Annotated in this window: 22 protein-coding genes; 5 read left to right on the top strand and 17 right to left on the bottom strand. The window is 51.5% G+C overall.

The genetic code is table 11. From position 1 onward, the window contains the following. Nucleotides 1-29: 29 nt before the first annotated feature. Genes HMPREF9439_RS08530 through HMPREF9439_RS08540 form a run of 3 tightly spaced genes read left to right on the top strand, consistent with a single transcriptional unit; the run spans nt 30 to nt 2,762 of the window. Entirely contained in the window at nt 30-875 is an 846-nt protein-coding gene (locus tag HMPREF9439_RS08530) for a MerR family transcriptional regulator (RefSeq protein ID WP_008810520.1), read from the top strand. Then, nucleotides 868-1,578 (top strand): B3/B4 domain-containing protein, encoded by a 711-nt coding sequence (locus HMPREF9439_RS08535; RefSeq protein ID WP_008864547.1) that lies wholly within the window; start codon nt 868-870, stop codon nt 1,576-1,578. Before HMPREF9439_RS08530 ends, HMPREF9439_RS08535 begins: the two co-directional genes overlap by 8 nt. A 2-nt stretch (nt 1,579-1,580) precedes the next feature. Continuing rightward, on the top strand, nt 1,581-2,762 hold the full coding sequence (locus tag HMPREF9439_RS08540; protein WP_008864548.1) for a multidrug effflux MFS transporter: 1,182 nt from the start codon (nt 1,581-1,583) through the stop codon (nt 2,760-2,762). Between the two features lie 75 nt (nt 2,763-2,837). On the opposite strand, the gene tatC is transcribed toward HMPREF9439_RS08540, so the two are convergent. The 17 genes from tatC to bcsA all read right to left on the bottom strand — a co-directional run bounded on the left by tatC (nt 2,838) and on the right by bcsA (nt 19,812). After that, the gene (gene tatC, locus HMPREF9439_RS08545) at nt 2,838-3,629 is read right to left on the bottom strand and encodes a twin-arginine translocase subunit TatC (protein ID WP_008810517.1); all 792 of its coding nucleotides are present in this window, start codon (nt 3,627-3,629) and stop codon (nt 2,838-2,840) included. 3 nt (nt 3,630-3,632) lie between these two features. Continuing rightward, complete coding sequence (tatB, locus tag HMPREF9439_RS08550; RefSeq protein ID WP_008864549.1) at nt 3,633-4,415, bottom strand: Sec-independent protein translocase protein TatB; 783 nt, start codon at nt 4,413-4,415, stop codon at nt 3,633-3,635. A 21-nt stretch (nt 4,416-4,436) separates the two neighbouring features. Beyond that, complete coding sequence (gene tatA, locus HMPREF9439_RS08555; protein ID WP_008864550.1) at nt 4,437-4,676, bottom strand: Sec-independent protein translocase subunit TatA; 240 nt, start codon at nt 4,674-4,676, stop codon at nt 4,437-4,439. Between the two features lie 9 nt (nt 4,677-4,685). Further along, nucleotides 4,686-5,030, bottom strand: a complete 345-nt coding sequence (locus HMPREF9439_RS08560; protein ID WP_008810514.1) for a histidine triad nucleotide-binding protein — start codon at nt 5,028-5,030, stop codon at nt 4,686-4,688. 91 nt (nt 5,031-5,121) lie between these two features. After that, complete coding sequence (locus HMPREF9439_RS08565) at nt 5,122-5,448, bottom strand: phosphoribosyl-ATP diphosphatase (RefSeq protein WP_008810513.1); 327 nt, start codon at nt 5,446-5,448, stop codon at nt 5,122-5,124. Between the two features lie 11 nt (nt 5,449-5,459). Further along, on the bottom strand, nt 5,460-5,846 hold the full coding sequence (gene hisI, locus HMPREF9439_RS08570) for a phosphoribosyl-AMP cyclohydrolase (RefSeq protein ID WP_008810512.1): 387 nt from the start codon (nt 5,844-5,846) through the stop codon (nt 5,460-5,462). Between the two features lie 14 nt (nt 5,847-5,860). Beyond that, nucleotides 5,861-6,622: an imidazole glycerol phosphate synthase subunit HisF gene (hisF, locus tag HMPREF9439_RS08575; protein ID WP_008810511.1), complete on the bottom strand. Its 762-nt coding sequence runs from the start codon at nt 6,620-6,622 to the stop codon at nt 5,861-5,863. A 4-nt stretch (nt 6,623-6,626) separates the two neighbouring features. Continuing rightward, a complete protein-coding gene (gene hisA / locus HMPREF9439_RS08580) occupies nt 6,627-7,400 on the bottom strand; it encodes a 1-(5-phosphoribosyl)-5-[(5-phosphoribosylamino)methylideneamino]imidazole-4-carboxamide isomerase (RefSeq protein ID WP_008864551.1) in 774 nt (257 codons plus the stop codon). Between the two features lie 12 nt (nt 7,401-7,412). Further along, entirely contained in the window at nt 7,413-8,048 is a 636-nt protein-coding gene (gene hisH / locus HMPREF9439_RS08585) for an imidazole glycerol phosphate synthase subunit HisH (protein WP_008810509.1), read from the bottom strand. Next, on the bottom strand, nt 8,045-8,635 hold the full coding sequence (gene hisB, locus HMPREF9439_RS08590) for an imidazoleglycerol-phosphate dehydratase HisB (protein ID WP_008864552.1): 591 nt from the start codon (nt 8,633-8,635) through the stop codon (nt 8,045-8,047). Before hisB ends, hisH begins: the two co-directional genes overlap by 4 nt. Before the next feature lie 10 nt (nt 8,636-8,645). Then, nucleotides 8,646-9,956: a histidinol dehydrogenase gene (gene hisD / locus HMPREF9439_RS08595; RefSeq protein ID WP_008810507.1), complete on the bottom strand. Its 1,311-nt coding sequence runs from the start codon at nt 9,954-9,956 to the stop codon at nt 8,646-8,648. Then, nucleotides 9,953-10,594, bottom strand: a complete 642-nt coding sequence (hisG, locus tag HMPREF9439_RS08600; RefSeq protein ID WP_008810506.1) for an ATP phosphoribosyltransferase — start codon at nt 10,592-10,594, stop codon at nt 9,953-9,955. Before hisG ends, hisD begins: the two co-directional genes overlap by 4 nt. Then, nucleotides 10,591-11,844, bottom strand: a complete 1,254-nt coding sequence (gene murA, locus HMPREF9439_RS08605; protein WP_008810505.1) for a UDP-N-acetylglucosamine 1-carboxyvinyltransferase — start codon at nt 11,842-11,844, stop codon at nt 10,591-10,593. Before murA ends, hisG begins: the two co-directional genes overlap by 4 nt. Nucleotides 11,845-11,972: 128 nt before the next feature. Beyond that, complete coding sequence (gene bcsG, locus HMPREF9439_RS08610) at nt 11,973-13,625, bottom strand: cellulose biosynthesis protein BcsG (protein WP_008864553.1); 1,653 nt, start codon at nt 13,623-13,625, stop codon at nt 11,973-11,975. A gap of 18 nt (nt 13,626-13,643) precedes the next feature. Further along, nucleotides 13,644-14,741 (bottom strand): cellulose synthase complex periplasmic endoglucanase BcsZ, encoded by a 1,098-nt coding sequence (bcsZ, locus tag HMPREF9439_RS08615; RefSeq protein WP_008810503.1) that lies wholly within the window; start codon nt 14,739-14,741, stop codon nt 13,644-13,646. 18 nt (nt 14,742-14,759) lie between these two features. After that, nucleotides 14,760-17,024 carry a cellulose biosynthesis cyclic di-GMP-binding regulatory protein BcsB gene (gene bcsB / locus HMPREF9439_RS08620; RefSeq protein WP_008810502.1) on the bottom strand — a complete coding sequence of 755 codons (2,265 nt, stop codon included), beginning with the start codon at nt 17,022-17,024 and terminating at the stop codon, nt 14,760-14,762. Nucleotides 17,025-17,052: 28 nt separating this feature from the next. After that, complete coding sequence (bcsA, locus tag HMPREF9439_RS08625) at nt 17,053-19,812, bottom strand: UDP-forming cellulose synthase catalytic subunit (RefSeq protein ID WP_040603542.1); 2,760 nt, start codon at nt 19,810-19,812, stop codon at nt 17,053-17,055. Nucleotides 19,813-20,085: 273 nt separating this feature from the next. Here bcsA and HMPREF9439_RS08630 point away from each other — a divergent pair, with 273 nt between their 5' ends. Together HMPREF9439_RS08630 and HMPREF9439_RS08635 are read left to right on the top strand one after the other, a co-directional pair. Beyond that, complete coding sequence (locus tag HMPREF9439_RS08630) at nt 20,086-20,598, top strand: glycine zipper 2TM domain-containing protein (RefSeq protein ID WP_008810500.1); 513 nt, start codon at nt 20,086-20,088, stop codon at nt 20,596-20,598. A gap of 35 nt (nt 20,599-20,633) precedes the next feature. Beyond that, on the top strand, nt 20,634-21,149 hold the full coding sequence (locus HMPREF9439_RS08635) for a hypothetical protein (RefSeq protein ID WP_008810499.1): 516 nt from the start codon (nt 20,634-20,636) through the stop codon (nt 21,147-21,149). Nucleotides 21,150-21,165 lie beyond the last annotated feature (16 nt).

A 21,165-nucleotide genomic window follows, 5' to 3' on the forward strand; every position in this document is an offset into this window, starting at 1 on the left:
TTCAATAGTTTGCATCAAGAGAATCCGGCATGAAATTTCAAGTAAAAAGAAAAGGCTTATTTTCCATTGGAGAGCTTGCGACAGTTTTTCATGTAACGCCGGGAACAATACGTCATTACGAGAGCCTAGGTCTACTTAAACCTTCATTTGTTGACCCGGAAACAAATTATCGATTCTATGAGTTCTCACGGCTTGAAGTCCTGCACACCATAAGGTATCTCAGATCATTGGGCATGACACTCGAAGCAATCGGAGAATTTCTAAGGGATCGCAACGTTTCAGGGATACTTGAACTTCTCGAAGCTCAAAAGATGGAAATTGCCGCCAAACAAAGAGAGCTGAAAATAACAAAAAGAAAGTTAGAAAGAAGAATCCAGAGCATCAAGGACGCACTCGGTAGTCCGATCGATGAAATACAGCTCGTGACGCTCGACAAACAAAAGTTCTTGCTTTTGGAAACGAAACTCGTCAACCCTGATAATGACGATCTCGAAATGGCCGTACAAGAATTAGAGAAAAATCAAAAAGACTCATTGGTTTTTCTAGGCAAAGTCGGTCTCGGCATTTCGAAAAATCATCTCAAAGAAGGCAGCCTGGAGACATACGACTTCGTTTTTTTGATGCTTGATAAGGAAGATTCCTTCTCAGGGAAAGTTCTCACTACACCTCCTCAGCTCGGCGTCGTCACACGCTTTAAGGGCCTCCACAAAGAAGCTCCTGCTGCCTACACGAAGTTATTGGAATTCATCTCCGCAAATAACTTAGAAATTACCGATTTTTCCCGAGAAATAACCTTGATCGATTCAGGGTTCACTTCCGATCAAAACCTTTACGTGACAGAAATTCAGATACCAGTGAGGCAAAAAAATGAATAATTCTTTCAGTGTGGAAAAAAAAGTTTTTGAGGTTCTCCCCGATTATTGCGTCGGCGTCATCCGCGCCTCCATTCCAAACAAAGAGGGCGCGGCCAACGCAGTAAGCGAACTATTCAGAAAAGAACTTCAACGGTTCTTTCATCAGTCTCAAGGTGTTGCGTTAAGAGAAACCAAAAACATTTCTGCCTACCGTTCCGCCCTACAAAAGGCTGGAATAAATCCAAATAAATTTATGTGTTCTATCGAGGCTCTGTCTAGAAGAGTACAGAAAAGCGGTGTGCTCCCCGAGATCGACCCAATCGTTGATCTTGGAAATGCCATCTCTTTGAAGTATCTGCTGGCCGTCGGTGCCCATGATTTAGCAAACGCACAAGAGAACTCAATCGCAGTCAGATTTTCTGAAGCGGGGGACCTTTTCAGACCGATGGGAACTCTGACGGATGAAGCCGTTCCGGAGGGAGAACTTGTTTACGTTTCTGGACATCAGGTGAAAACGCGTCGATTCATTTGGCGACAAAGCGATGACGGAAAAATCACCAACCTCACCACGGAATACCTGATTCCGCTTGATGGTTTCATCGGAACCAACGATGACGACGTTATCAAAGCTCGTGATGAATTCGCCTCACTGCTTACAGAATGGTTCGGTGCTTCGGCGTCGACAGGCTTTGTCTCAAAAGAAAATAATATCTTCAATTTCTGATAATGGAAAAAGAAAGCTCTCAAGGCTATTTCCTTTACCTCGTCCTATTTTTAGGTCTTCTAAACGGTTTTGGCCCGTTCGTGATCGACATGTATCTTCCGGCTTTGCCTGAGATGACACATGTCTTTAAAACATCTGCTTCCGTCATCCAGCTTGGTCTAACTTTCTGCATGGGCGGCTTAGCCGTCGGCCAAGTCTTACTCGGTCCGGTCAGTGATAGGTTCGGAAGAAAAGCGGTTCTTCTTTTTTCTCTGTTTTTGTATCTATCCGCCACTGTCGGCTGTCTCTGCAGCGAATCAATCTGGGTTTTTACTTTTTTCCGCTTTCTTGAAGGGATTGGAGCTGCCGGAGGTATCGTCCTCTCCCGCTCCGTTGCAACCGACCTCTATCATGGGAGACAACTCGCCAAAATAATTGCATTCATTAGTGCCATCAACGGATTAGCGCCCATCGCCGCCCCACTGAGCGGAGGCCTCGTTGCCCAAATTGTCGGCTGGCGGGGAATTTTTTTGATCCTTTTGTCCTTAGGAATTTGTTTGACGTTAGGGTCTTTGTTTTTTCGAGAAAGTCTGCCTCCGGATAGAAGAAGCGGTGCTGGCTGGAAAAATGTTTTAAAGGGTTTCGGCGATATTCTCAGAGAAAAAGGTTTCATTCCCGCCTCCCTTGCCTATGCATGCTCAATGTCCGCCATTTTTTGCTATATCTCAGCAGCTCCGTTCATCATTCAACAGGAATATAACTTGAGCGGCGTACAGTTCTCCCTCATCTTTGCTTTCAACGCGTTGGTCATCGCTTGCGGCTCGATCCTGTCCGTCAAATTCAGTTCTGTTGAAAAATCTTTAAAGTTCGGAGCACTTCTTGCATTTTTCGGGGCGGGCTGTTGTCTGCTTTTATATTTCCTTAGTCAGTCGCTCCTCGCTTACCTAGTTCCTGTCGCCCTGATGCTCTTCGGACTCGGTTTCGTGTTTCCTAGCTCAACCACCTTGGCCATGGAGAAAGGCAGAAAATACGCAGGTATTGCTTCCTCCGTTGTCGGAGGCCTCGGCTATCTCGCGGGAGGTTTAGCCGCCCCGCTGGTTGGAATCGGCGACATCAAGCTTGCTTCGTTTAGCTGGAGCTTCGTCTTCTTATTAGCTGGCCTCCTTCTCATTTTTTTCTGTGATCACAGGAAAACGAGACTTTAGACCGGTTTCGCGATAAAGCACTCAAAGAAAAATCCCGCCTCGGTGAGAGCGGGATTTTTCTTTACTTAAATTTCTTTAAGATGACTCTGCGCTTTCTTCCTCAGGCTCATCCTTCTTGCCGAATACTGCACACAGCCAAATGCCGACCTGGTACAGAATCACCAGCGGCAATGCCAGCAAGCACTGGGAAAGAACATCCGGCGGCGTCACAATAGCGGCTAGAACGAAAGCGCCGACGACCATATAAGGGCGAGCCTTCTTTAACTTTGAAATCGAAGTAATGCCCATGCGGTTCAAGACAACCACAATGATCGGCACTTCAAACGTTAAACCAAACGCTAAGAAGAGCGCCAGCACAAAGCTAAAGTACGAATCAATGTCTGGTGCGAAGTTCACAGAGTTCGGGGAGAATCCGGCAATGAACTGGAACACCATACGGAACACAATGAAATAGCAGTAAGCCATTCCGAGGAAGAACATCACCAAACTCGAAATAATGATCGGAGCGGCAAGTTTCTTCTCTTTTCGATAAAGTCCCGGAGCGATAAAGCCCCAGAGCTGCCACAGCACATAAGGCAGTGCAATCACGAAAGCGACGAACAGCGTCACTTTCAAAGGCACCATAAACGGTGCGATCACACCGGTGGCCAGCAGTTTTGCGCCCTGAGGCAAAGCCACCATCAGCGGCTTACTCAGGTAGTCGAAAATCTGCTTCATGAACGGCGACAAGCAGGCAAAAACCAGCAGAACCGACACAGCCATACGGACAATACGGGAGCGAAGCTCAATTAAATGAGCGACGAGTGTCTGCTCGCGGTCATCTTCCGGCCCGTCTTCCGGGCGTTCTACCAAATCTTTATCACTCATTATTTAAACGCGTGAAATACGGGTTTTGTTAACATGACTGCGCGGCGCAAAGCGTCCGGCGCCGGTCTTGGAAACAGAAGCGACCTTCTGAGCCTCAACCTGCTGCTTGAGCGCATTGATTTCACGCATTAAGTCGGCAAGCGTAGGAGCGTTGGGGTCGGCCATCGGCGCATTGGCCGGCGCTTGTCCGAAATTGTAGGAGTCGACAGTAGGAGCCGGGCCGCTCAGTTCCTGAGGCAACGTCGGTTTGATGTCGGATGCACCCCAGTCAAATGCCTTTTCCAGCATAGAGGTGTCGACCGACTTGTCGAGATTTTCCCAGGCGGCGTTCTTGCCCTGACCGGCAGCGACAGAGGTCGAAGCAGTTTCGGTCTTAGCAGTACCGTCTACGATGTTCTCCATTGAAAGCTCGGCTTTCGGAGCGGTGGATTCCATCCACTGATCCTTAAGCTCCTTGGAAGCGTTGTCCATCGTGGACTTGACTTCCTGGCCGGCGGAAGTGACGGAGTCCCGCACATCGCTGACCTGTTTTTCAATAGAGTCGGTTGTGTTCTTCAGACTCGACTGAAGGTCGCTCGCCATCTTCTTGGCGTCCTCCTGAATCTTTTTCAGTTCAGAAAGTTCGACCTCTTTGTCGATATCGTTTTTAACCTGCGAGACGAATCTCTGGGCTTTCCCCATAAGAGAGCCCGCAGTCTTTGCTACCTGAGGGAGTTTGTCGGGGCCGAGGACGACCAACGCGATGGCCGCGATGACCCCGATTTCGCCCATGCTTAAATCAAGCATATGTACTCAATCGTGTTTGAATTAAGCCTGTTTCTTTTCTTCAGGTTTAGCTTCTTCTTTAGCAACAGGTGCTTCAGCCGGTTTCTGGTCGGCAACTTGAGCCGGTTTAGCCGGTTCGTCCTGAGCTTCCTTCATACCTTCTTTGAAGCCCTTAACGGCGCCGCCGAGGTCTTTGCCCATGTTCTTAAGTTTGCTGGTACCGAAAATCAGAACAACGATAACCAGCACAACTAACCAATGCCAGATGGAAAGAGAACCCATTTTTTACTCCTAGAGTTTTGTCCAAGGACGCGGGCCGCCCAAGACATGTACGTGAATATGATTTACTTCCTGACCACCGTCATGTCCGGTGTTGATCACAACGCGGAAGCCGTTATTTGCACCCGCTTCTTTTGCCAACACAGGCGCTAAAGCCAGCATTTTACCTAAAAGCGGCTCTTCTGCTTTGCCCATGACAGCCAAAGAGTCGTAATGCTGTTTGGGGATAATCAGGAGATGAACAGGCGCAGCAGGGTGAATGTCTTTAAAGGCAATCACTTCGTCATCTTCATAAACTTTCTGGGAAGGGATCTCTCCCCTTGCGATTTTGCAAAAAAGGCAATCTTCCTTTTGCATACCATTCTCCAAGTTACTTTTATATTTTTAAAGAATTCAGCCGTCGGCTCAATATGGATAACCCTACCATAGGGTTCTCATTAACGCTTTCTCACGATTCTTTTCGATTCGCTTTTTCGACCAAACCTGAGGTTCCTTCTCTGCGGGCGAGCTCCTGCAGCACTTCTTCAGGACGGATTCCGGCCTGGGAGAGCACAACCATGGAATGAAACCAGAGATCGGCCGTTTCGTAGATCAGATGGTCGCGATCGCCGTCTTTTGCGGCCATCACGACCTCGGTAGCTTCCTCACCGACCTTCTTTAATGCGGCATCGGGTGCTTTCGAAAATAATTTAGCAACGTAACTAACCTTAGGATCTCCGCCTTTGCGGCTATCGATGACATCGGCAATTTCGCTGATTACAGGAACTCGTTCCATTTTTTATTCCTTTAGTGATGTCCCTTGCCGTACATCTCTTCCGGAGACTTCAGGACAGGAGCATTCTCTTTCCAGTCTTTACCGTCCCAGCTGCGGTAAAAGCAGCTTCTATGGCCGGTGTGACAGGCAATATTTCCTTTTTGTTCGACCTTGTAGATAACGGAATCACCGTCACAGTCGAGCAAAATCTCAAAAATTTTCTGACGATTGCCGCTCTCTTCGCCTTTACGCCAAAGCTTTTGGCGAGAGCGAGAAAAATAAGTACCGAATCCGGTCCTGAGCGTCTCTTCCAAGGCTTCTTTATTCGCCCAGGCAAGCATCAGAATCGTACCGTCATGGGCGTCCTGTGCTATCACGGGAACCAGACCGTCTAAGTTAAAGCGGACTTCTTCAATCATTCTCGAAACGATCCTTAGTCAAGACGGACAGGAATACCGCGCTCCTGCATATAGCGCTTGGCTTCTTCGATGGTGTATTCGCCAAAGTGGAAAATCGAAGCGGCGAGTACCGCATCGGCATGACCTTCAACAATGCCGTCAACCAAATGCTGGAGATTTCCGACGCCGCCGGAGGCAATCACCGGGATCGAAACCGAGTCGCTCACAGCGCGTGTCAGTTCCAGATCAAATCCGGCTTTCGTTCCGTCGCCGTCCATGCTGGTGAGAAGAATTTCGCCGGCGCCGAGCTTTTCAACTTTCTTTGCCCACTCAACCGCATCAATGCCTGTCGGCGTTCTGCCGCCGCGGGTATAAACCTCCCACGTGCCGTCGCTTCTGCGCTTAGCATCAATGGCAACCACAATGGCCTGACTGCCGTAAATCGAAGAGGCCTCGGCAATCAAATCGGGATTATTGACGCCCGCGGAGTTAATCGAGACTTTATCCGCACCGGCATTTAATAAACGGCGAACATCTTCCGCTTTACGCACCCCTCCGCCGACGGTCAACGGAATAAAGACCTGAGCCGCAACGTCTTCAATCACTTTGAGGATCAGATCTCTTTCGTCCGAAGTCGCCGTGATATCCAGAAAGGTCAGTTCATCGGCGCCCTGCTCATCGTATCGGCGAGCAATTTCCACCGGATCTCCGGCGTCTCTCAGGTCGACGAAATTCGTTCCCTTGACCACGCGGCCGCCGGTCACGTCTAAGCACGGAATGATGCGTTTTGCGAGCATGAATTTATCCTTCGTTATTGGCCTGATTGTCTTTTGCGGCTTCTGTCGCCTCGACTAAATCAAGCGCCTGTGTGAAGTCCAAGGTACCTTCGTAAAGAGAGCGGCCCAAAATCGCCATCGTCACGCCGTCGTCTTCAACGGCAAGCAGCTTGCGGATGTCATCCAGGTCTCGGATACCGCCGGAAGCAATAACGGGAATAGACAGCTGGCTGGCTAATTCGGCCGTGGCTTCAACGTTGCAGCCGGTAAGCATGCCGTCACGGCTGATGTCGGTGTAAAGAATGGCATCCACACCGTAGCCTTCGAATTTCTTAGCTAAGTCAGTGGCAGAGTGTCCAGTGTTCTTTGTCCAGCCGTCGGTCATAACCATACCGTCTTTGGCATCCAAGGAAACAATGACGCTGCCGCCGTACTCACTGCAGACGTCATGCAGGAATCCCGGAGCTTTCACGGCAGCCGTTCCGATCACGACACAGTCCACGCCGAGGTCGAGCACTTCGCCGACGCGTTCCAGCGTGCGCATACCGCCGCCGACTTCAATTTCAACGTCTTCTGCGAATTCACTGCAGATCTTGCGGATCACGGAAAGGTTCACGGGCTTTCCGCTTCTGGCCGCATCCAAGTCAACCAGATGCAGACGTTCGGCGCCGAGTTCAACCCAATGACGGGCCTGAGCAACGGGGTCGGTATTGAAGACAGTAATGTTGGAAGTTAAATCTCCCTGGCGAAGACGAACACAGTGCCCGTCTTTAATGTCAATAGCGGGAATTAACAACATGATAAATACTCGTTAAGGATTCCAAGTCAAAAAGTTTTGGTAGAGAGCTAAACCGGCTGCAGCGCTTTTTTCAGGATGGAACTGCGTTGCAAAAACGTTGTCGCGGGCGACAGCCACGGTGACTTCCTCGCCGTAGAACGTCGTTCCGACGGTCAAGTCTGCTTCTGTCGGTTTGGCGTAATAGCTGTGAACAAAATAAAACCAAGCACCGTTGGTGATACCGTTCCACATGGGATGTTCGCGGGTCTGCGTCACCTGGTTCCAGCCCATCTGAGGAACTTTGAGGCGTGCGCCAGTTTGATCCACACGGTCGGAAGCAAAGCGAACGACGTCGCCCGGGAAAATGCCCAGGCCCGGCGTATCGCCTTCTTCACTGTGTTCGAAGAGCATCTGCTCGCCCACACAAACGGCAAAGAACGGTTTGTTTCGGATCGCGTCACGCACCGCTTCTTCCATACCGGTCGTGCGAAGATTCTTCATGCAGTCGGGCATCGCGCCCTGTCCGGGGAAGACCACACGGTCTGCTTTCAGAACCTCTTCGGGGTCACCGGTGACCAGCACCTGCGTGCTGATCGGTGCAATTTTTTCAATGGCTTTGCTGACGCTGCGCAGATTGCCGGAGCCGTAGTCAACGATGGCTATTTTCATAACACACCTTTTGTGGACGGGATAACGTTGCGGGCGCGGGGATCGTACTCGCAGGCCATGCGCAGCGCGCGGCCGAAGGACTTAAAGACGGACTCGCACTGATGATGAGCGTTGATGCCGCGCAGATTGTCAATGTGGAGCGTGATGCGGGCATTGTCCGCGAGCGCCAGGAAGAACTCTCTCGGCAACTGGGTATCAAATTCGCCGATCATCGCGGCAGTGAAATCGACATTCCAGACCAAATAAGGACGGCCCGAGATATCCAAAACCGTGCGTGAGAGCGCTTCATCAAGCGGCACGTAGGCAGAGCCGAAACGTGTGATTCCGGCTTTGTCTCCTAATGCTTTGGCCAGACACTGGCCCATCGCGATTCCAATATCTTCAACGGAGTGGTGTCCGTCGATATGAAGATCACCGTCGCACATCACGGTTAAATCGATTTGGCCGTGGCGTGCAATCTGGTGCAGCATGTGGTCGAAGAATCCGATACCCGTACGAATATCAGCTTTACCGGTGCCGTCAAGATCCATCGATACCAGGATCGATGTTTCTGCCGTCTGACGCTTTACATCGGCTCGTCTCGTCATGATGAAATCCTTATTTCTTTTCCAGATCGTGAACGCGGTACATGGCGCTGGCAGCGTGGGCCGTCAGGAATTCGCCGCGGGCAAGCACGTCGGCAATACGGCCGAGTTTTTCTGCGCCGTGTTTGCTGACCTTCAAAACGCTCATGCGTTTCTGGAAGTCCCAAACACCGAGCGGGGAAGAATAGCGGGCGGTGCGGGAGGTCGGAAGAACATGGTTCGGGCCGGCACAGTAGTCGCCTAAAGCTTCGCAAGTGTAAGGGCCGACGAAGAGCGCACCGGCGTGGTGAATCTGGTCAATGTATTTGTCGGCGTCCTGAACAGAGAGTTCCAAGTGTTCGGGAGCGATCGTATCGGCAACCTTGCAGGCTTCTTCAATGGAACGCGTCACGATGATGGCACCGCGGTTATTGAGCGAAGCGGAAATGATGTCTTTGCGGGACATGCCTTTGATCTGACGATCAATGGATTCGGCCACTTTGTCGGCAAATTCGGCGTCATCGGTCAGCAAAATTGCCTGAGCCAATTCGTCATGTTCTGCCTGGCTGAAAAGATCCATAGCAATCCAGTCAGGATTGGTCTTACCGTCGCAAATCACCAGAATTTCAGAAGGACCGGCGATCATATCAATGCCGACGGTACCGAACACATAGCGCTTGGCAGCAGCCACGTAGGCGTTGCCCGGTCCGACGATCTTGTCAACGGCAGGAATAGTTTCCGTGCCGTAAGCCAAAGCGGCAATGGCTTGCGCGCCGCCGATGGTGTAGCACTCTTTAACGCCGGCCAGGCAGGCCGCGGCAAGAACGAGCTGATTGGGTTTGCCGCCCGGAGTCGGAACAACCATCACAATCTTCTTGCAGCCGGCAACGTGAGCAGGCATGGCGTTCATCAGAACGGAAGACGGGTACGCGGCTTTACCGCCAGGAACATAGAGACCGACGGAATCGAGCGGAATGTAGCGGATGCCGAGCTTTGTTCCGTCTTCTTCCGTAATGGACCAGCTCTGTCCGAGTTCGTGTTCGTGGAACTCGCGGATACGTTGAGCAGCCTGAGTCAGGGCGTCTTTCTGGTCTTTCGGAAGCGTTTCAAGAGCTTCTTTCAGGTCGTCTTCGGTCAGACGGAATTCGGCAACGCTCTTGGCGTCCATATGGTCGAAACGATTGGTGTACTCAAGGACGGCCTCGTCCCCTCTGGCGCGGACATCCTGAACGATGGCTTCGGCGCGGCGTGTGATTTCGGGATCAACAGAGCTGTCGACTGCAACAAGCTCAGAGAATTTGGCCGCGAAATCGGGCTGCTGTGTATTCAATCTTCTAATGCTCATTCTTTTTTCACCGTGTTTGCAAAAATTTCGATTAAGGGCAGCAGTTCCTGGCGCTTCAACTTCATTGCGGTACTGCCGACGATGAGGCGGGAGGAGATGTAGTCAATCGTCTCCACCTCAACTAAGTTGTTTGCTTTAAGTGTTGCTCCGGTACTCACCAAGTCAACAATGGCGTCCGACAAACCGGAAATCGGAGCTAACTCCATCGAGCCGTAGAGTTTGATGAGATCAACATGCACACCGACGCGCGCATAGTAGTCTCTCGAGTACTTCATGTACTTGGTCGCGATTCTTAAGCGTGCACCGCGTTTGACGCGGGCGGCGTAGTCAAAATCGCGGGGACAGGCTACGCACATGCGGCATTTGGCGATATTGAGGTCCAAAGGTACATAAAGACCGGCGCCGCCGTGTTCGTACAAGGAGTCCTTGCCGGCAACGCCCATGTCGGCTGCGCCGTACTGGACGTAGGTCGGGACGTCGCTCGCGCGGACAACCACGATTCTCAGATCCGGATTATTGGTTCCGATAATGAGCTTGCGGGAAGTTTCCGGATCTTCTAACGGATAAATTCCGGCTGCGGCCAAAAACGGAAGCGTCTCAGTAAAGATTCTTCCCTTTGATAATGCCAACGTAATCATGCTTTTACTCTCTTAATCTTGGCGCCGAGGGACGAAAGTTTCTGCTCCATTTTTTCGTAGCCGCGATCCAAGTGATAAATACGATCCACCGTCGATTCGCCGTCGGCTGCTAAAGCGGCAATCACGAGCGCAGCACTGGCGCGCAGGTCGGTTGCCATCAACGGGGCTCCGGAAAGAAGATCGACGCCGCGCACCACGGCATTGTTGCCGTCAATGGTGATATCGGCCCCCAAACGTTGCAGTTCGGGTACGTGCATAAAGCGGTTCTCAAAAATCGTTTCGGCAACGTGCGAAGCACCCTTGGCTGTCGTATTGAGCGCCATGAACTGGGCCTGCATGTCGGTCGGGAATCCGGGATACGGAGCCGTGCGGATATCCACAGCCTGATGTTCCCCTGTGCCGTCAACCTCGATCCAATCATCTCCGACGGTTACTTTGGCGCCGGCTTCTTCGAGCTTCTCGATCACTGCGGTCAGCGTATGGGGATCGCAGTCTGTCACTCGAACTTTGCCTTTAGTCATCACGGCGGCAACCAGGAAGCTTCCGACTTCGATACGGTCGGAAATCACGCGGTAAGTCGTTCCGTGAAGTTTTTTGACGCCTTCGATTTCCATCTGAGGAGATCCGATGCCCTTGATCTTGGCACCCATCTTCACCAGACAGTTCGCCAAGTCAGCGACTTCGGGTTCACGGGCAGCGTTGGCGAGCACGGTTGTGCCTTCGGCCAGAACGGCGGCCATTAACAGATTTTCCGTGCCGGTCACAGTCACCATGTCGGTCACGATATTGGTGCCGATAAGCTTGTCAGCATGCGCCGTGACGTAGCCGTGTTCAATAGAAATATCGGCCCCGAGTGCTTTGAGACCTTTGATGTGCTGATCTACAGGACGAGCTCCGATCGAGCATCCGCCGGGCAGCGACACTTGGGCCTTTCCGAAGCGTGCGAGCAGCGGGCCGAGCACCAGAATGGAAGCACGCATCGTTTTAACTAAATCATAAGGAGCTTCGGTTGAAGTAATATGCGAGGCATCGATCGTCACTTTATGACCTTCCTGCGTGACCTTGCAGCCGAGTTCCTCTAAAAGCTTAAGCATGGTATGAACGTCAGCCAGATCCGGCACGTTCACAAAAGTCATCGGCTCATCTGTAAGAAGTGCGCAAGCCAAAAGGGGAAGAGCCGCATTCTTAGCTCCGGAAGCTTTGATCTCACCTTCAAGCGCGACACCGCCGGTGATAACTAATTTTTGCACTGAACAACTCCAATCGAATCAGCGTCTTGAGCGTTAACCTCCGCGTTAACTCTCTTAATTTATGGACAAAATGAGTTTAAAGCGTGATCTCGAGTTTAACCAAGATCACGGCAATGATTTTTAGATTTTTACTTAGCGTATTCGCGCCAATCTTTGTTATCCATCTTGACGTAGTCCTTGCCTTTATAGTTCACGACCTTGGCATTGGCATTCTCAGAAACAGAATGCGTCTGCGGCAGGTCTTTCACAAGGTCTTTCAGAGGAACTTCCCCTTCCGGTTTTCCGAAGTAGTTAGTCTCTAGAACACGGCCGATCAGAGAGCTCACGGCAAGATAGCTCGTCTTAGTATCTACGGTAACCGGGCTGTCTGCGGGCGTTACGCCGATGAATTTCACCAAAGCAGGCACATGTGTAATGGCCGGGCTCGGAATATCACGCAAGTGCGCGACCTGAACCTTGTCGCCCTTTTCCGCTGCGCCATGCTCCGGCACAACAACCAGCATGACCTTGCGTCCGCTCTTTTCCAGATCGGTAATCAGGCTGCCTAAGTCATCGAGCATGGCCTGAGCTCTGGGTTTGAACGGAGCTAAACGGCGCTTGTTGGCAAAACGGTTGCCGTCATGCAGCGCGATCATGTTGATAAAGGTTGCACTTCTGCCGCCCTTGTCCGCAGCAATGGTGTTTTCGTAATCCTTAAAGACGGCGCGGGCGTCCCCGATCGGCTCTTCGTCAAAAGAGTCATAGCGCTTCGGATACTTCATTTCCGCAAGCTGCGGTGAAAGCCCGGCCAGATGACGCAGACTTTGATAGAAGTTGTCGTACTTACCGCTGTGGTCCATGAAAACGTGCTGGTTGTAGCCCAAACGAGCCAGACGGTTCATGATTTCGCAGTCGGGATTGCGGCCTTCGTACAGATCTTCATGAGAAGGCTGTCCGCAGACCGACTTCAGCAGACGCAGCGCAGCCGGACCGGAATAAGACGTCGCGGAGTTAAAGTTCTCGAAGCGGATATTAAACTGCTTGAGAACTTCGTGATTTTCCAGACCCACGGCCTTCAAGTCGTCGTTGGAAAGTGAGCAGATATTCAGCAGAAGAATATCGAACGGCGTTGAATCTTTCGCCAGCTTGTCCGGCCACTCGGCTCTGCGGTCTTTTTCCGTGTCGTGGAAACGCTTCAGCCATTCATCGAGATTCTTTGAGGTAGGTTCAGCAGTCTGAGGAATGAGGTCGCTCTTCTTTTCTTCTTCTGCCAGTTTCTTGGCGTTGTCAACTGAAGCGACAACCTCAGTTGCCGGCGCCGGTGCTCTGAGCTGGGCCACAAAGGGCTGCCAAAGCGGTGCGCAAAGAAGAATAAACAAATAGCCGACAGTAAACGTCGTCACGCGGATATAGTCACGGATTGCGTAATAGATGATGATGAGCGCGATTCCGGCGCCGATCATCTCAAAGTTCAAAAAGTTCAGAGCTGAGTCGAGGAGATAGCCGCTTTCCATCGCCGCAAGGTTATGGAAGTTGCCTCGAATGCTGTCCAACCCCGGCAGCCAGCTTTCGGAGTAAACCAATGCGGCTGCACAGACCACGGCAACTAAAGTACGAAACCAGCGCAGATAGCGGTTGCCGATCGGGAAGAGGACAAAAACCAAGAGCAGAACATTCTGCAGAAGGTTCAGCGAGAGATATCCGAACCCTCCGAGTAAAAATTCTCCGATAAAAAATACATTCCACAGACCGAGGCCGGTCCATTTCACTTTCGTCTGCTTGTTTTTTTCAGTCGCAGCCATGCTCAGAACTTAACTTTATTAGTTGTTTTTAGGTGTCATTGTTTTAACGGCCACGTTGTCGGTAGGCAGAATCAGGCGCCCCTTCTCGTCGAAGGCATAGGTGCGGTTATCAAAGCCCAGACCGAAAACAGTCAGCACGTTGCGGTAATAATTATCGCCCTTCATTTCCGTCGAGGTGAGCACCGTACGAATCACCGCACCGGCCTTATCTGCAGCCACATAGGGCAGAAAGCAGGCGCCGAAAGCATTGACCTGACGATTGTTGACAGTCATGTCGCCGATGTTGACTTTTTCAGGCGGAATATTGGTTGCCTTGACGAGATTAATCATCGGTTCGTACTGGCGCATCAGCACTTCATAGTTCTGATCTTTAGGCGACAGAATGCCGGACCACAGGTAGGTTCGGATGGCGTTGTAGCTGCCTTCCATCTGCTGAGGATCGACAAGGCGTCCCTGAGCGTCAAATTTAGCCCAGTCCGGCGCCACACCGCTCGGAGAGCAGCGCACCATGGCGTTGATGGAACCTTCCAGCACCGGGAGCCAATACGGATCGTAATCGGCAAAGCGGCGCAGGATGTGCGGCGGATAGTAGCTTGGGTTGATGGTGATCACGCCCTTCTCTTCAAATCCGACGCGGCCCGGAAGGATGATCTTGCCGACGGTCGGCACGTCACGAACGAGCTCTTTAAGCTTGGCAAGGTAACCGTCAGCCTTCGGAAGGTAGGAAGGATCATTCCAGATGCGGGCCGCTTCGATCAGGCAGTAGGCAATCCACATGTCCGAGTCGGTGGCGTTGTTGGTATCCAAGATCTTGCCTGTTCCATTGGGCTTGCCGTCCGGAATACCCCAAAGCCAAGCAGGCTGATTTTCGCCGAGATTCTTTTCCGTCCAGGCAAACATCTCGTCAAAAGCCTTTTTGTCATTGGCAACCAGAGCGAAGAACATCCCGTAGGACTGTCCTTCAGAAGTCGTAATCAGCTTGGCTTCGCTGTAGTCAACGACGCGGCCTTCGGGCGTAAGATTCGTTGCTTTAAATTGATCCCAAAGTTCCCAGGCACCCGCAGGAGCTGCGAACACGGCAGAGATCAGGCAGGCAAGAAGAAAGTTCTTTTTCATGTTGTGGTCTCCTTCCTCTTAGTTGCGGCGGTTGCGGAAGCGGATTAAAGAATGCATCAGGTAGTAGATGCCACCTGCAAAGAGCAGTGCGCACACCAATGTGAAGAGCACAAGAAGAAGCGGCTGGTCTAAGAGCGAATACCAAACTCTCTGGTGCCACGGCAGGGATCCTGTGTAGTAGTCAGGGCCCACCATGTAGCTCGCAGGCTGAGCATTCGGTTTGAATATCGCCACACCGCCACCGACCATCTTCAGGTCTCCAGGGTTCATCAGGCGTTTGTTCAGGAGGTAGCTTCCGTCCTGACCGTCACCTAAGATTGCGACGACCGAGCGGCCGCTGCCGTACGGAGATTCATACTGAGCAATCGTGGCAATGCCGGTGTCTTCCGTGACAGTGGACTGAGGAGCAGCGTCTTTAGACTTTGCTTCGAAATTAGACTTCAAGTTGCCTTTAACTTTTTCAAGAATAATCTCGGGCTCAAGTTTGCCGAGATTATCGATATCGGCGCTGTTTTCAGCAAAGACCAGAATGTCGCGGTGCTGAGCGTTATCATTCTGGATGGCAGAGTCGAACGTAACTTTCGTGACGGGAGCACCCGTCTGCGCACCGAAGCGGCCCATTGTATTGAGCATCGTCGTCATGACGTTAGCCGGCGCATCTTTCTTCATCAGCACCAAGGTCTGAGACAAGTCGGCATACTTCGTAAACGGATAGCCGCTCACGGTAAAGAGCTTCAGATCCGGCAGGCGTGCAAAGTGATAGAAACCGGAGAAGTCGATCGTGGAGTTCGGATCGATTTCCACCTGGTTCGGAATCAAGGTCACGGACTTGCAGTTGGCCTGAGTTCCGCCGTCAACCGCCAAACCGTATTGGAAGTCAAACGTCAGCTGATTTTCCGCGGACAGCAGGCGGCTCGGAATCGATGTGTTGTTCCACAGATTTGCCAAGCCATTAATGAACGAAAACTGCGACATAAACGAGTTGCTCGTTTTTGTCGGGCTCAGGTCATAGGACTCGACCAACTGGTCATTCAGCAGGAAACGCATCTGGGCCGGTTCTCCGCCCATCGGACGCGTGTAGCGATAGCGTAGGTCTAGATTCACATTGCTGCGATTGACCATGAAAAGGTCCGGCGGGAGACGTACGTCGAGCTTGATCGGAGCCGGATGCAGACCGGTGCTGGTGAGCTGGCCGCGATACTTGGAAAGCTTCTCGAACGGAATCTTTTGATCGGTGTTGACCCAAGACGGCGCGTCATAAGCCTTGCGATCCGGTTCGCCTTTGAAGTTTTCAATCGTGACCATACCGCCGGCAATTCCTGCGTCAGCAGCCGCCAGATAACGGGCAGCTGTCAGCAGATCATCGGCGTTGCGCCCGGCAATCACCAAAACCTTGGCGTATAAGCTGTTCGGCGCATTAACGATCGAAATCGTTGGCGCTTCGACTCTGGGCAGGAACTTCAGGAAGTCGGGACGGCTGTCGTTGGTGACAAAAGCGACATAGTTCTGCTCGGCCGGCTGTTCGTTGTAGTAGACCGGGAATTCAATTCCGCGCCACTCGGAGCGCACACCAGCCCATGAAGCAAGTACCGCGGCAGCTTCTTTGAAGCGATTATCAGGTGTAGAAGCAAAAACCATCGGCAGCGTCGTTGCAGACGGACTGATGGTGTTGACAAAAGGCGCCGGCAGGATCGAAAGATCATTGGCCAAACGCAGCTTCTGAGTATTCAAAGACAGGTAGCTCGAAGAGTCGACCGTCAGCCATAAAGCAGGATTTGCGGGAGAGCCGCAAATCTGCGTGTACTGACCGACAAACTCCAGCGTCAGGCGGTTGGAGCTGTCAAACTGCTTCGCATTGAGATCGACTGTGGCGGAAACCTGATTGCCGAGCTGATCTTTGGTAATCGGAAGACTCTTCTGCAGCTGGCCGTTTAAGTAAACATTGAGCTGGCTCTGCTGAGGAATCAGGGCCGGAGACGGCGTGTAGCGGAGCGTGACCGAAGCCTTGGAAATCAGCTCGTTCTTTGCAGAATAAAAACGGAAAGATCTTTCGTTGTAGATGCCTGTCATCTTGATCTGTTCAATCGCTCCTTCCGTGGAGTAATTAAACAAGGGGCTGTCTTTGCGGATCACCGGGATTTCGTCTGTCCGGAAGGCCGGCTGAACATCCCGCATAAATGTGGCGGGTTCAGGGGCGGCGGACGCAACGCTCGCAAGAGCTACACTCAGTGCGCAGAGCACTGTACCGGATAGAAGAAGAGAGAATCTTTTATTCTTAAACATATCTGACCGAGATCTTCCGAATTACTCATTAATCCGTATTATTTCTAACTGCGTAAGATTTTAGTTCGTTATTACGCGCTATGAGCCGATGAAATTGTTTTAGGCAAATTGTTTTAGGCAAGTAGAGCGGATGGGTTTCCTCAAAAGGAGAATTCTTGTTTTCGCGCCTAAGTGACGGGACTCGAGGAATAAAACTGATGACCCACTTAAATGTCCAAACCGAGGCCTTCAGGAACCAGCCGGCCTGAGGATTCGAAAAATGCGCAAATGCCTCAGCGCCCATGCGCGCCATGTGCAGCAGCGCAAAGAAGCCGTCAAACATGCCATAGTCTCTAACCTTCGCTTGTCTCTGGATCCAAATATCCGGCGTTCCGAACGTGCACTCGACATATTCCATTTCTTTGGTACGCGTCGGCTGAGAGACCAAAAGCTCGACAACGCCGTTTTCAAAAGCGGCCGTCACTGTGCAGTCAAACGTTGTCGAAGGCTTTTTCTTAGGGCCAAAAACCAGCTTTACAGGCTCTTCGAGCGAAACCTTGCTTAGGTCTGAAGCGTTTTTCAAGTCTACGACGCAGTCTTTCTGAGAGAAAGCGGACATAACGGCCGGAATCGAAGTCTCTCCGACCTGAAGGTGTACCGGTGCGGTGAAGGACACACGCGGGAATTTGCGTTTCTGGACACTTTCGACCGTCACGGCCATCGCGGCAAACAGAATGATCAGGTTGTAGATAATCCAGCCGAGGTTGATCAAAAGCATCAGAACTTCGTAGGCGCTGGCTCCGACCATTCTGTAGAGGCCGATAAAGAAGCCGGCCAGGTTTAGGAGCAACAAATAGAAGTACGGACGAGCGACAGCCCAGTCCAAATATTCTTTATCAATTACGCCACCCTTAGCCGTCACGTTGAATTTACCCTTGTGAGGCGCGATAAGTGCAACGAGTGTCGGCACGAAGATGTACCAGGATAAAATCGTTTCATAGAGCGCGCTGATAAACGGGAATCGATAGCCGCGGTGAATCATGTACGTCGTCATCGTGGAGTGAACCATATGCGGGATCAGGTACACGAAAATAGCGATCGCACTGGCGTAAATCACGTAGATATTGGCAAAGAGGAACGGTAGCGGAGCGATTAAGAAGATGATCCGCGGCAGTCCGTGCAGGAAGTGGATCATCGCATTTAAGAAGCACAGGCGCTGCGGAATCGTCAGGCCCTTGCCGAAAAGCGGATTATCCAAGCGGAAAATCTGCACCATGCCTCGGGCCCAGCGGATTCGCTGTCCGATATGCGCCGCCAAAGTTTCCGTACTCAGACCGGCAGAAAGGGGCGTACTTAAGAAAGCCGAAGACCAGCCTCTGCGGTTGAGCTTCAAAGAGGTATGCGCGTCCTCGGTCACCGTTTCCACAGCAATGCCGCCGACTTCTTCCAATGCTTTACGGCGCATGATGGCGCAGGAGCCGCAGAACATCGTTGCGTTCCATGTGTCATTGCCCTTCTGAATGAAGTCATGAAAGAGCGAGTTCTCATTTGGAACATTCTCTTTGAGATGCAGGTTCTTTTCAAACGGGTCCTGCGAGTAAAAGTGATGAGGCGTCTGCACCAGAGCGATTTTCTCGTCCTTTAAGAACCAGCCCATCGTCTTTTGCAGGAACGTTTTTACCGGTACGTGGTCGCAGTCAAAGATGGCAATGAAGTCGCCCTTAGTGATGCCCATTGCGTGGTTAATGTTGCCGGCCTTGGCGTGCTTGTGTTCTTCGCGCTCGATATAGCCGGCGCCGACTTCACAGGCAAAGTCTTTAAATTCCTTACGACTGCCGTCGTCCAAGATATAAACATTGAGTTTTTCTTTGGGCCAGTCTACGGTGAGCGCTGCGTACACCGTCGGTTTCACAACGTCCAGCGGTTCGTTGTAAGTCGGAATGAAAATATCGACACTCGACCAGCGCTCCTTATCCTTCGGCAAAGAGGCGGGTTTACGGTCAAGCACCCAGCAGACCTGGAAGTAGCCGAGCAGCATCACGATGAAGGCATAGGTTTCAGCGATGATCAGCAGCCATGTAAAGATCACAGAGGTGTAGCTGTTGGGATTCAGTGTTTCCGAATAACGCCACCAAACGTAGCGGGACGACACGATGACCGAAATCACGATCAGCATCAGCAGCGTAAAGCGGGTTTGCGCCTGAAAGAGTGTAAGCGCGATCACACCTAAGATCAGCAGGAAGATGACTTGTTCTTCCAAACTGAAGGGCTGAGTGATACAGAGCACGTAGAGCACGAAGCCGATCGCGAGCAAAAAGCCCACGAAGATCTTCTTAAAAAGCGACAGTTTCTGGTGCTGAGGCTTATGCTGTCCGGTCTTCTCCTTGCCTTCCGAAGCCAGTTTTTTAGAAACTCGCTCAGCGATCATTCGTGTCCCGCGGTTAATCCTCTTGAAAATGTGATTGACCCAGCGGAACAGAAAGAAGCGGCTGGCATACGTCGAATGCGACAGACGTTTGGCGGCATCTTCTTTGCTGCCGGCAACAAACATCAGAAAGCTGAGCTGAATGAGGCCTCGAATGGGATCAAGCGGCCGCAGATTATGAAAGTCGATCTGCGGAAAATAATAGGTTCGGTTTTTAACAATCTTTTGATAGAACCTGTTCTCAATCGGAAAGATCAGCCAAGCCAAACCGAAACAAAACATATTAATTCGGTAGCTCCATTTTCCCGAACAGTTATTCGTTAACCAACGGGACAGCCTGCCGGTATGCACTTTCACCTGGGAAAGAATCTGAGAGAACAGCATATCAATTTAGTGTCGCTTCGAAGTACTGCGCCTAGTATAAAAGCGTTGCGAACGAAGAAATGGCCCGATCCCCAAATCTTGCACAATCGATAAGCTTTTTGCATGTGTGAATTTTTTCCTTCCCCACCGACGCCAACACTAATCTTTACAATTTTTAGCCTTCCGCCGGCCTTATGGCTCAGTTAGGCGCAAAGGAAGTATCCGACCCCGAGGATTGTTCATTATCATTGAGAGATCAGAATTTACTTTTACAGACAAAGGGGTTTGTCAGCCATGATCAAAACAAAATTGCTGGTTCCTGCAGTTGCTCTTTTCGCTCTTGCCGGATGTCAGACTAACGGCGACATGTATCGTTCCGATGTTTACGGGAGCAACCAGGTCAACCAGGCCCAGCAGGTGCAGACAGTTGAAATTATTGCAATTCAGCCTGCCCGCGTTGCCGTGAATAATCAGTCCGACCGCAACGTTTCTCAGATGGTCGGTACCGCCCTCGGCGGTATTCTCGGTGCTGTGATCGGCAACCAGGTAACACATCATAGAGACAGCGGCACTGCTATCGGCGCTATCGCCGGTGCTGCCTTGGGCGCAGCCGGATCCAGCGCGGCCTCTCCGCAAAATTCTTTGGTTGACGGCGTCCAGCTGACCTTCAAGATGAACGGCAGAATCTTCAACTCCGCTCAGGTCGGTCAGATGTGCGAATTCAAGTACGGCCCTGCCATCATGACATCCACAGGCCCCACAAGCACTCGTATTCAGCCGAACAACCCGTACGGCTGCAAGCGATAACCTTTGTTCCCGTGTTTTGGTGAGGTTCAACGAATATGAAACTTAAACTTCTCGCCGCTGTATGCGCATTTGCGATCGGCTCGGCCGCTTCGGCTCAGATCACCGAGACCGTGACTCCGCTGGTCCCTCTTTCTCCGTCGGACCAACAGATTCTTAACGTCCAGCAGGCTGAACGTCAGATTCAGGCAAACGAACAAGCAGTCGCTTTGGAAAAGGCTCGCGCTGCTGAGAAAGCCGCTCGCCAGCGTGCTGCTGCTCAGGCTCGTCAGGCCAAGGCAAAAGCCGAAGCTAAAGCTGCTCAGCAGGCTAAACAGCAGGCAGCTGAAGCGGAAGCCGCTGCTCAGAAACAGAAACTCCAAAACTATCAGGATCAGATGATGCAGATGGATTTGGAAAGCAAACGCCTCGACTTAGAAGCCAAGCGCTCCAAAGTTCAGACCGAAATCGACCTGAACAAGGTTCGCCAGCAGCAGGCAATCGACAGCCTGAAGAATCAGGCTCCGGCTGCTGCGCCTGCCCCGGCTCAAGCACCCGCTTCGGCCCAGCCTTAATTAGACGCAGTTACGA

Source organism: Parasutterella excrementihominis YIT 11859 (assembly GCF_000205025.1).
GTDB classification, from domain to species: domain Bacteria; phylum Pseudomonadota; class Gammaproteobacteria; order Burkholderiales; family Burkholderiaceae_F; genus Parasutterella; species Parasutterella excrementihominis.

Coding starts and splice junctions, on each gene's coding strand:
- HMPREF9439_RS08530 (WP_008810520.1), top strand. CDS start 30: ATGAAATTTCAAGTAAAAAGAAAAGGCTTATTTTCCATTGGAGAGCTT.
- HMPREF9439_RS08535 (WP_008864547.1), top strand. CDS start 868: ATGAATAATTCTTTCAGTGTGGAAAAAAAAGTTTTTGAGGTTCTCCCC.
- HMPREF9439_RS08540 (WP_008864548.1), top strand. CDS start 1,581: ATGGAAAAAGAAAGCTCTCAAGGCTATTTCCTTTACCTCGTCCTATTT.
- tatC (WP_008810517.1), bottom strand. CDS start 3,629: ATGAGTGATAAAGATTTGGTAGAACGCCCGGAAGACGGGCCGGAAGAT.
- tatB (WP_008864549.1), bottom strand. CDS start 4,415: ATGCTTGATTTAAGCATGGGCGAAATCGGGGTCATCGCGGCCATCGCG.
- tatA (WP_008864550.1), bottom strand. CDS start 4,676: ATGGGTTCTCTTTCCATCTGGCATTGGTTAGTTGTGCTGGTTATCGTT.
- HMPREF9439_RS08560 (WP_008810514.1), bottom strand. CDS start 5,030: ATGCAAAAGGAAGATTGCCTTTTTTGCAAAATCGCAAGGGGAGAGATC.
- HMPREF9439_RS08565 (WP_008810513.1), bottom strand. CDS start 5,448: ATGGAACGAGTTCCTGTAATCAGCGAAATTGCCGATGTCATCGATAGC.
- hisI (WP_008810512.1), bottom strand. CDS start 5,846: ATGATTGAAGAAGTCCGCTTTAACTTAGACGGTCTGGTTCCCGTGATA.
- hisF (WP_008810511.1), bottom strand. CDS start 6,622: ATGCTCGCAAAACGCATCATTCCGTGCTTAGACGTGACCGGCGGCCGC.
- hisA (WP_008864551.1), bottom strand. CDS start 7,400: ATGTTGTTAATTCCCGCTATTGACATTAAAGACGGGCACTGTGTTCGT.
- hisH (WP_008810509.1), bottom strand. CDS start 8,048: ATGAAAATAGCCATCGTTGACTACGGCTCCGGCAATCTGCGCAGCGTC.
- hisB (WP_008864552.1), bottom strand. CDS start 8,635: ATGACGAGACGAGCCGATGTAAAGCGTCAGACGGCAGAAACATCGATC.
- hisD (WP_008810507.1), bottom strand. CDS start 9,956: ATGAGCATTAGAAGATTGAATACACAGCAGCCCGATTTCGCGGCCAAA.
- hisG (WP_008810506.1), bottom strand. CDS start 10,594: ATGATTACGTTGGCATTATCAAAGGGAAGAATCTTTACTGAGACGCTT.
- bcsG (WP_008864553.1), bottom strand. CDS start 13,625: ATGGCTGCGACTGAAAAAAACAAGCAGACGAAAGTGAAATGGACCGGC.
- bcsZ (WP_008810503.1), bottom strand. CDS start 14,741: ATGAAAAAGAACTTTCTTCTTGCCTGCCTGATCTCTGCCGTGTTCGCA.
- bcsB (WP_008810502.1), bottom strand. CDS start 17,024: ATGTTTAAGAATAAAAGATTCTCTCTTCTTCTATCCGGTACAGTGCTC.
- bcsA (WP_040603542.1), bottom strand. CDS start 19,812: ATGCTGTTCTCTCAGATTCTTTCCCAGGTGAAAGTGCATACCGGCAGG.
- HMPREF9439_RS08630 (WP_008810500.1), top strand. CDS start 20,086: ATGATCAAAACAAAATTGCTGGTTCCTGCAGTTGCTCTTTTCGCTCTT.
- HMPREF9439_RS08635 (WP_008810499.1), top strand. CDS start 20,634: ATGAAACTTAAACTTCTCGCCGCTGTATGCGCATTTGCGATCGGCTCG.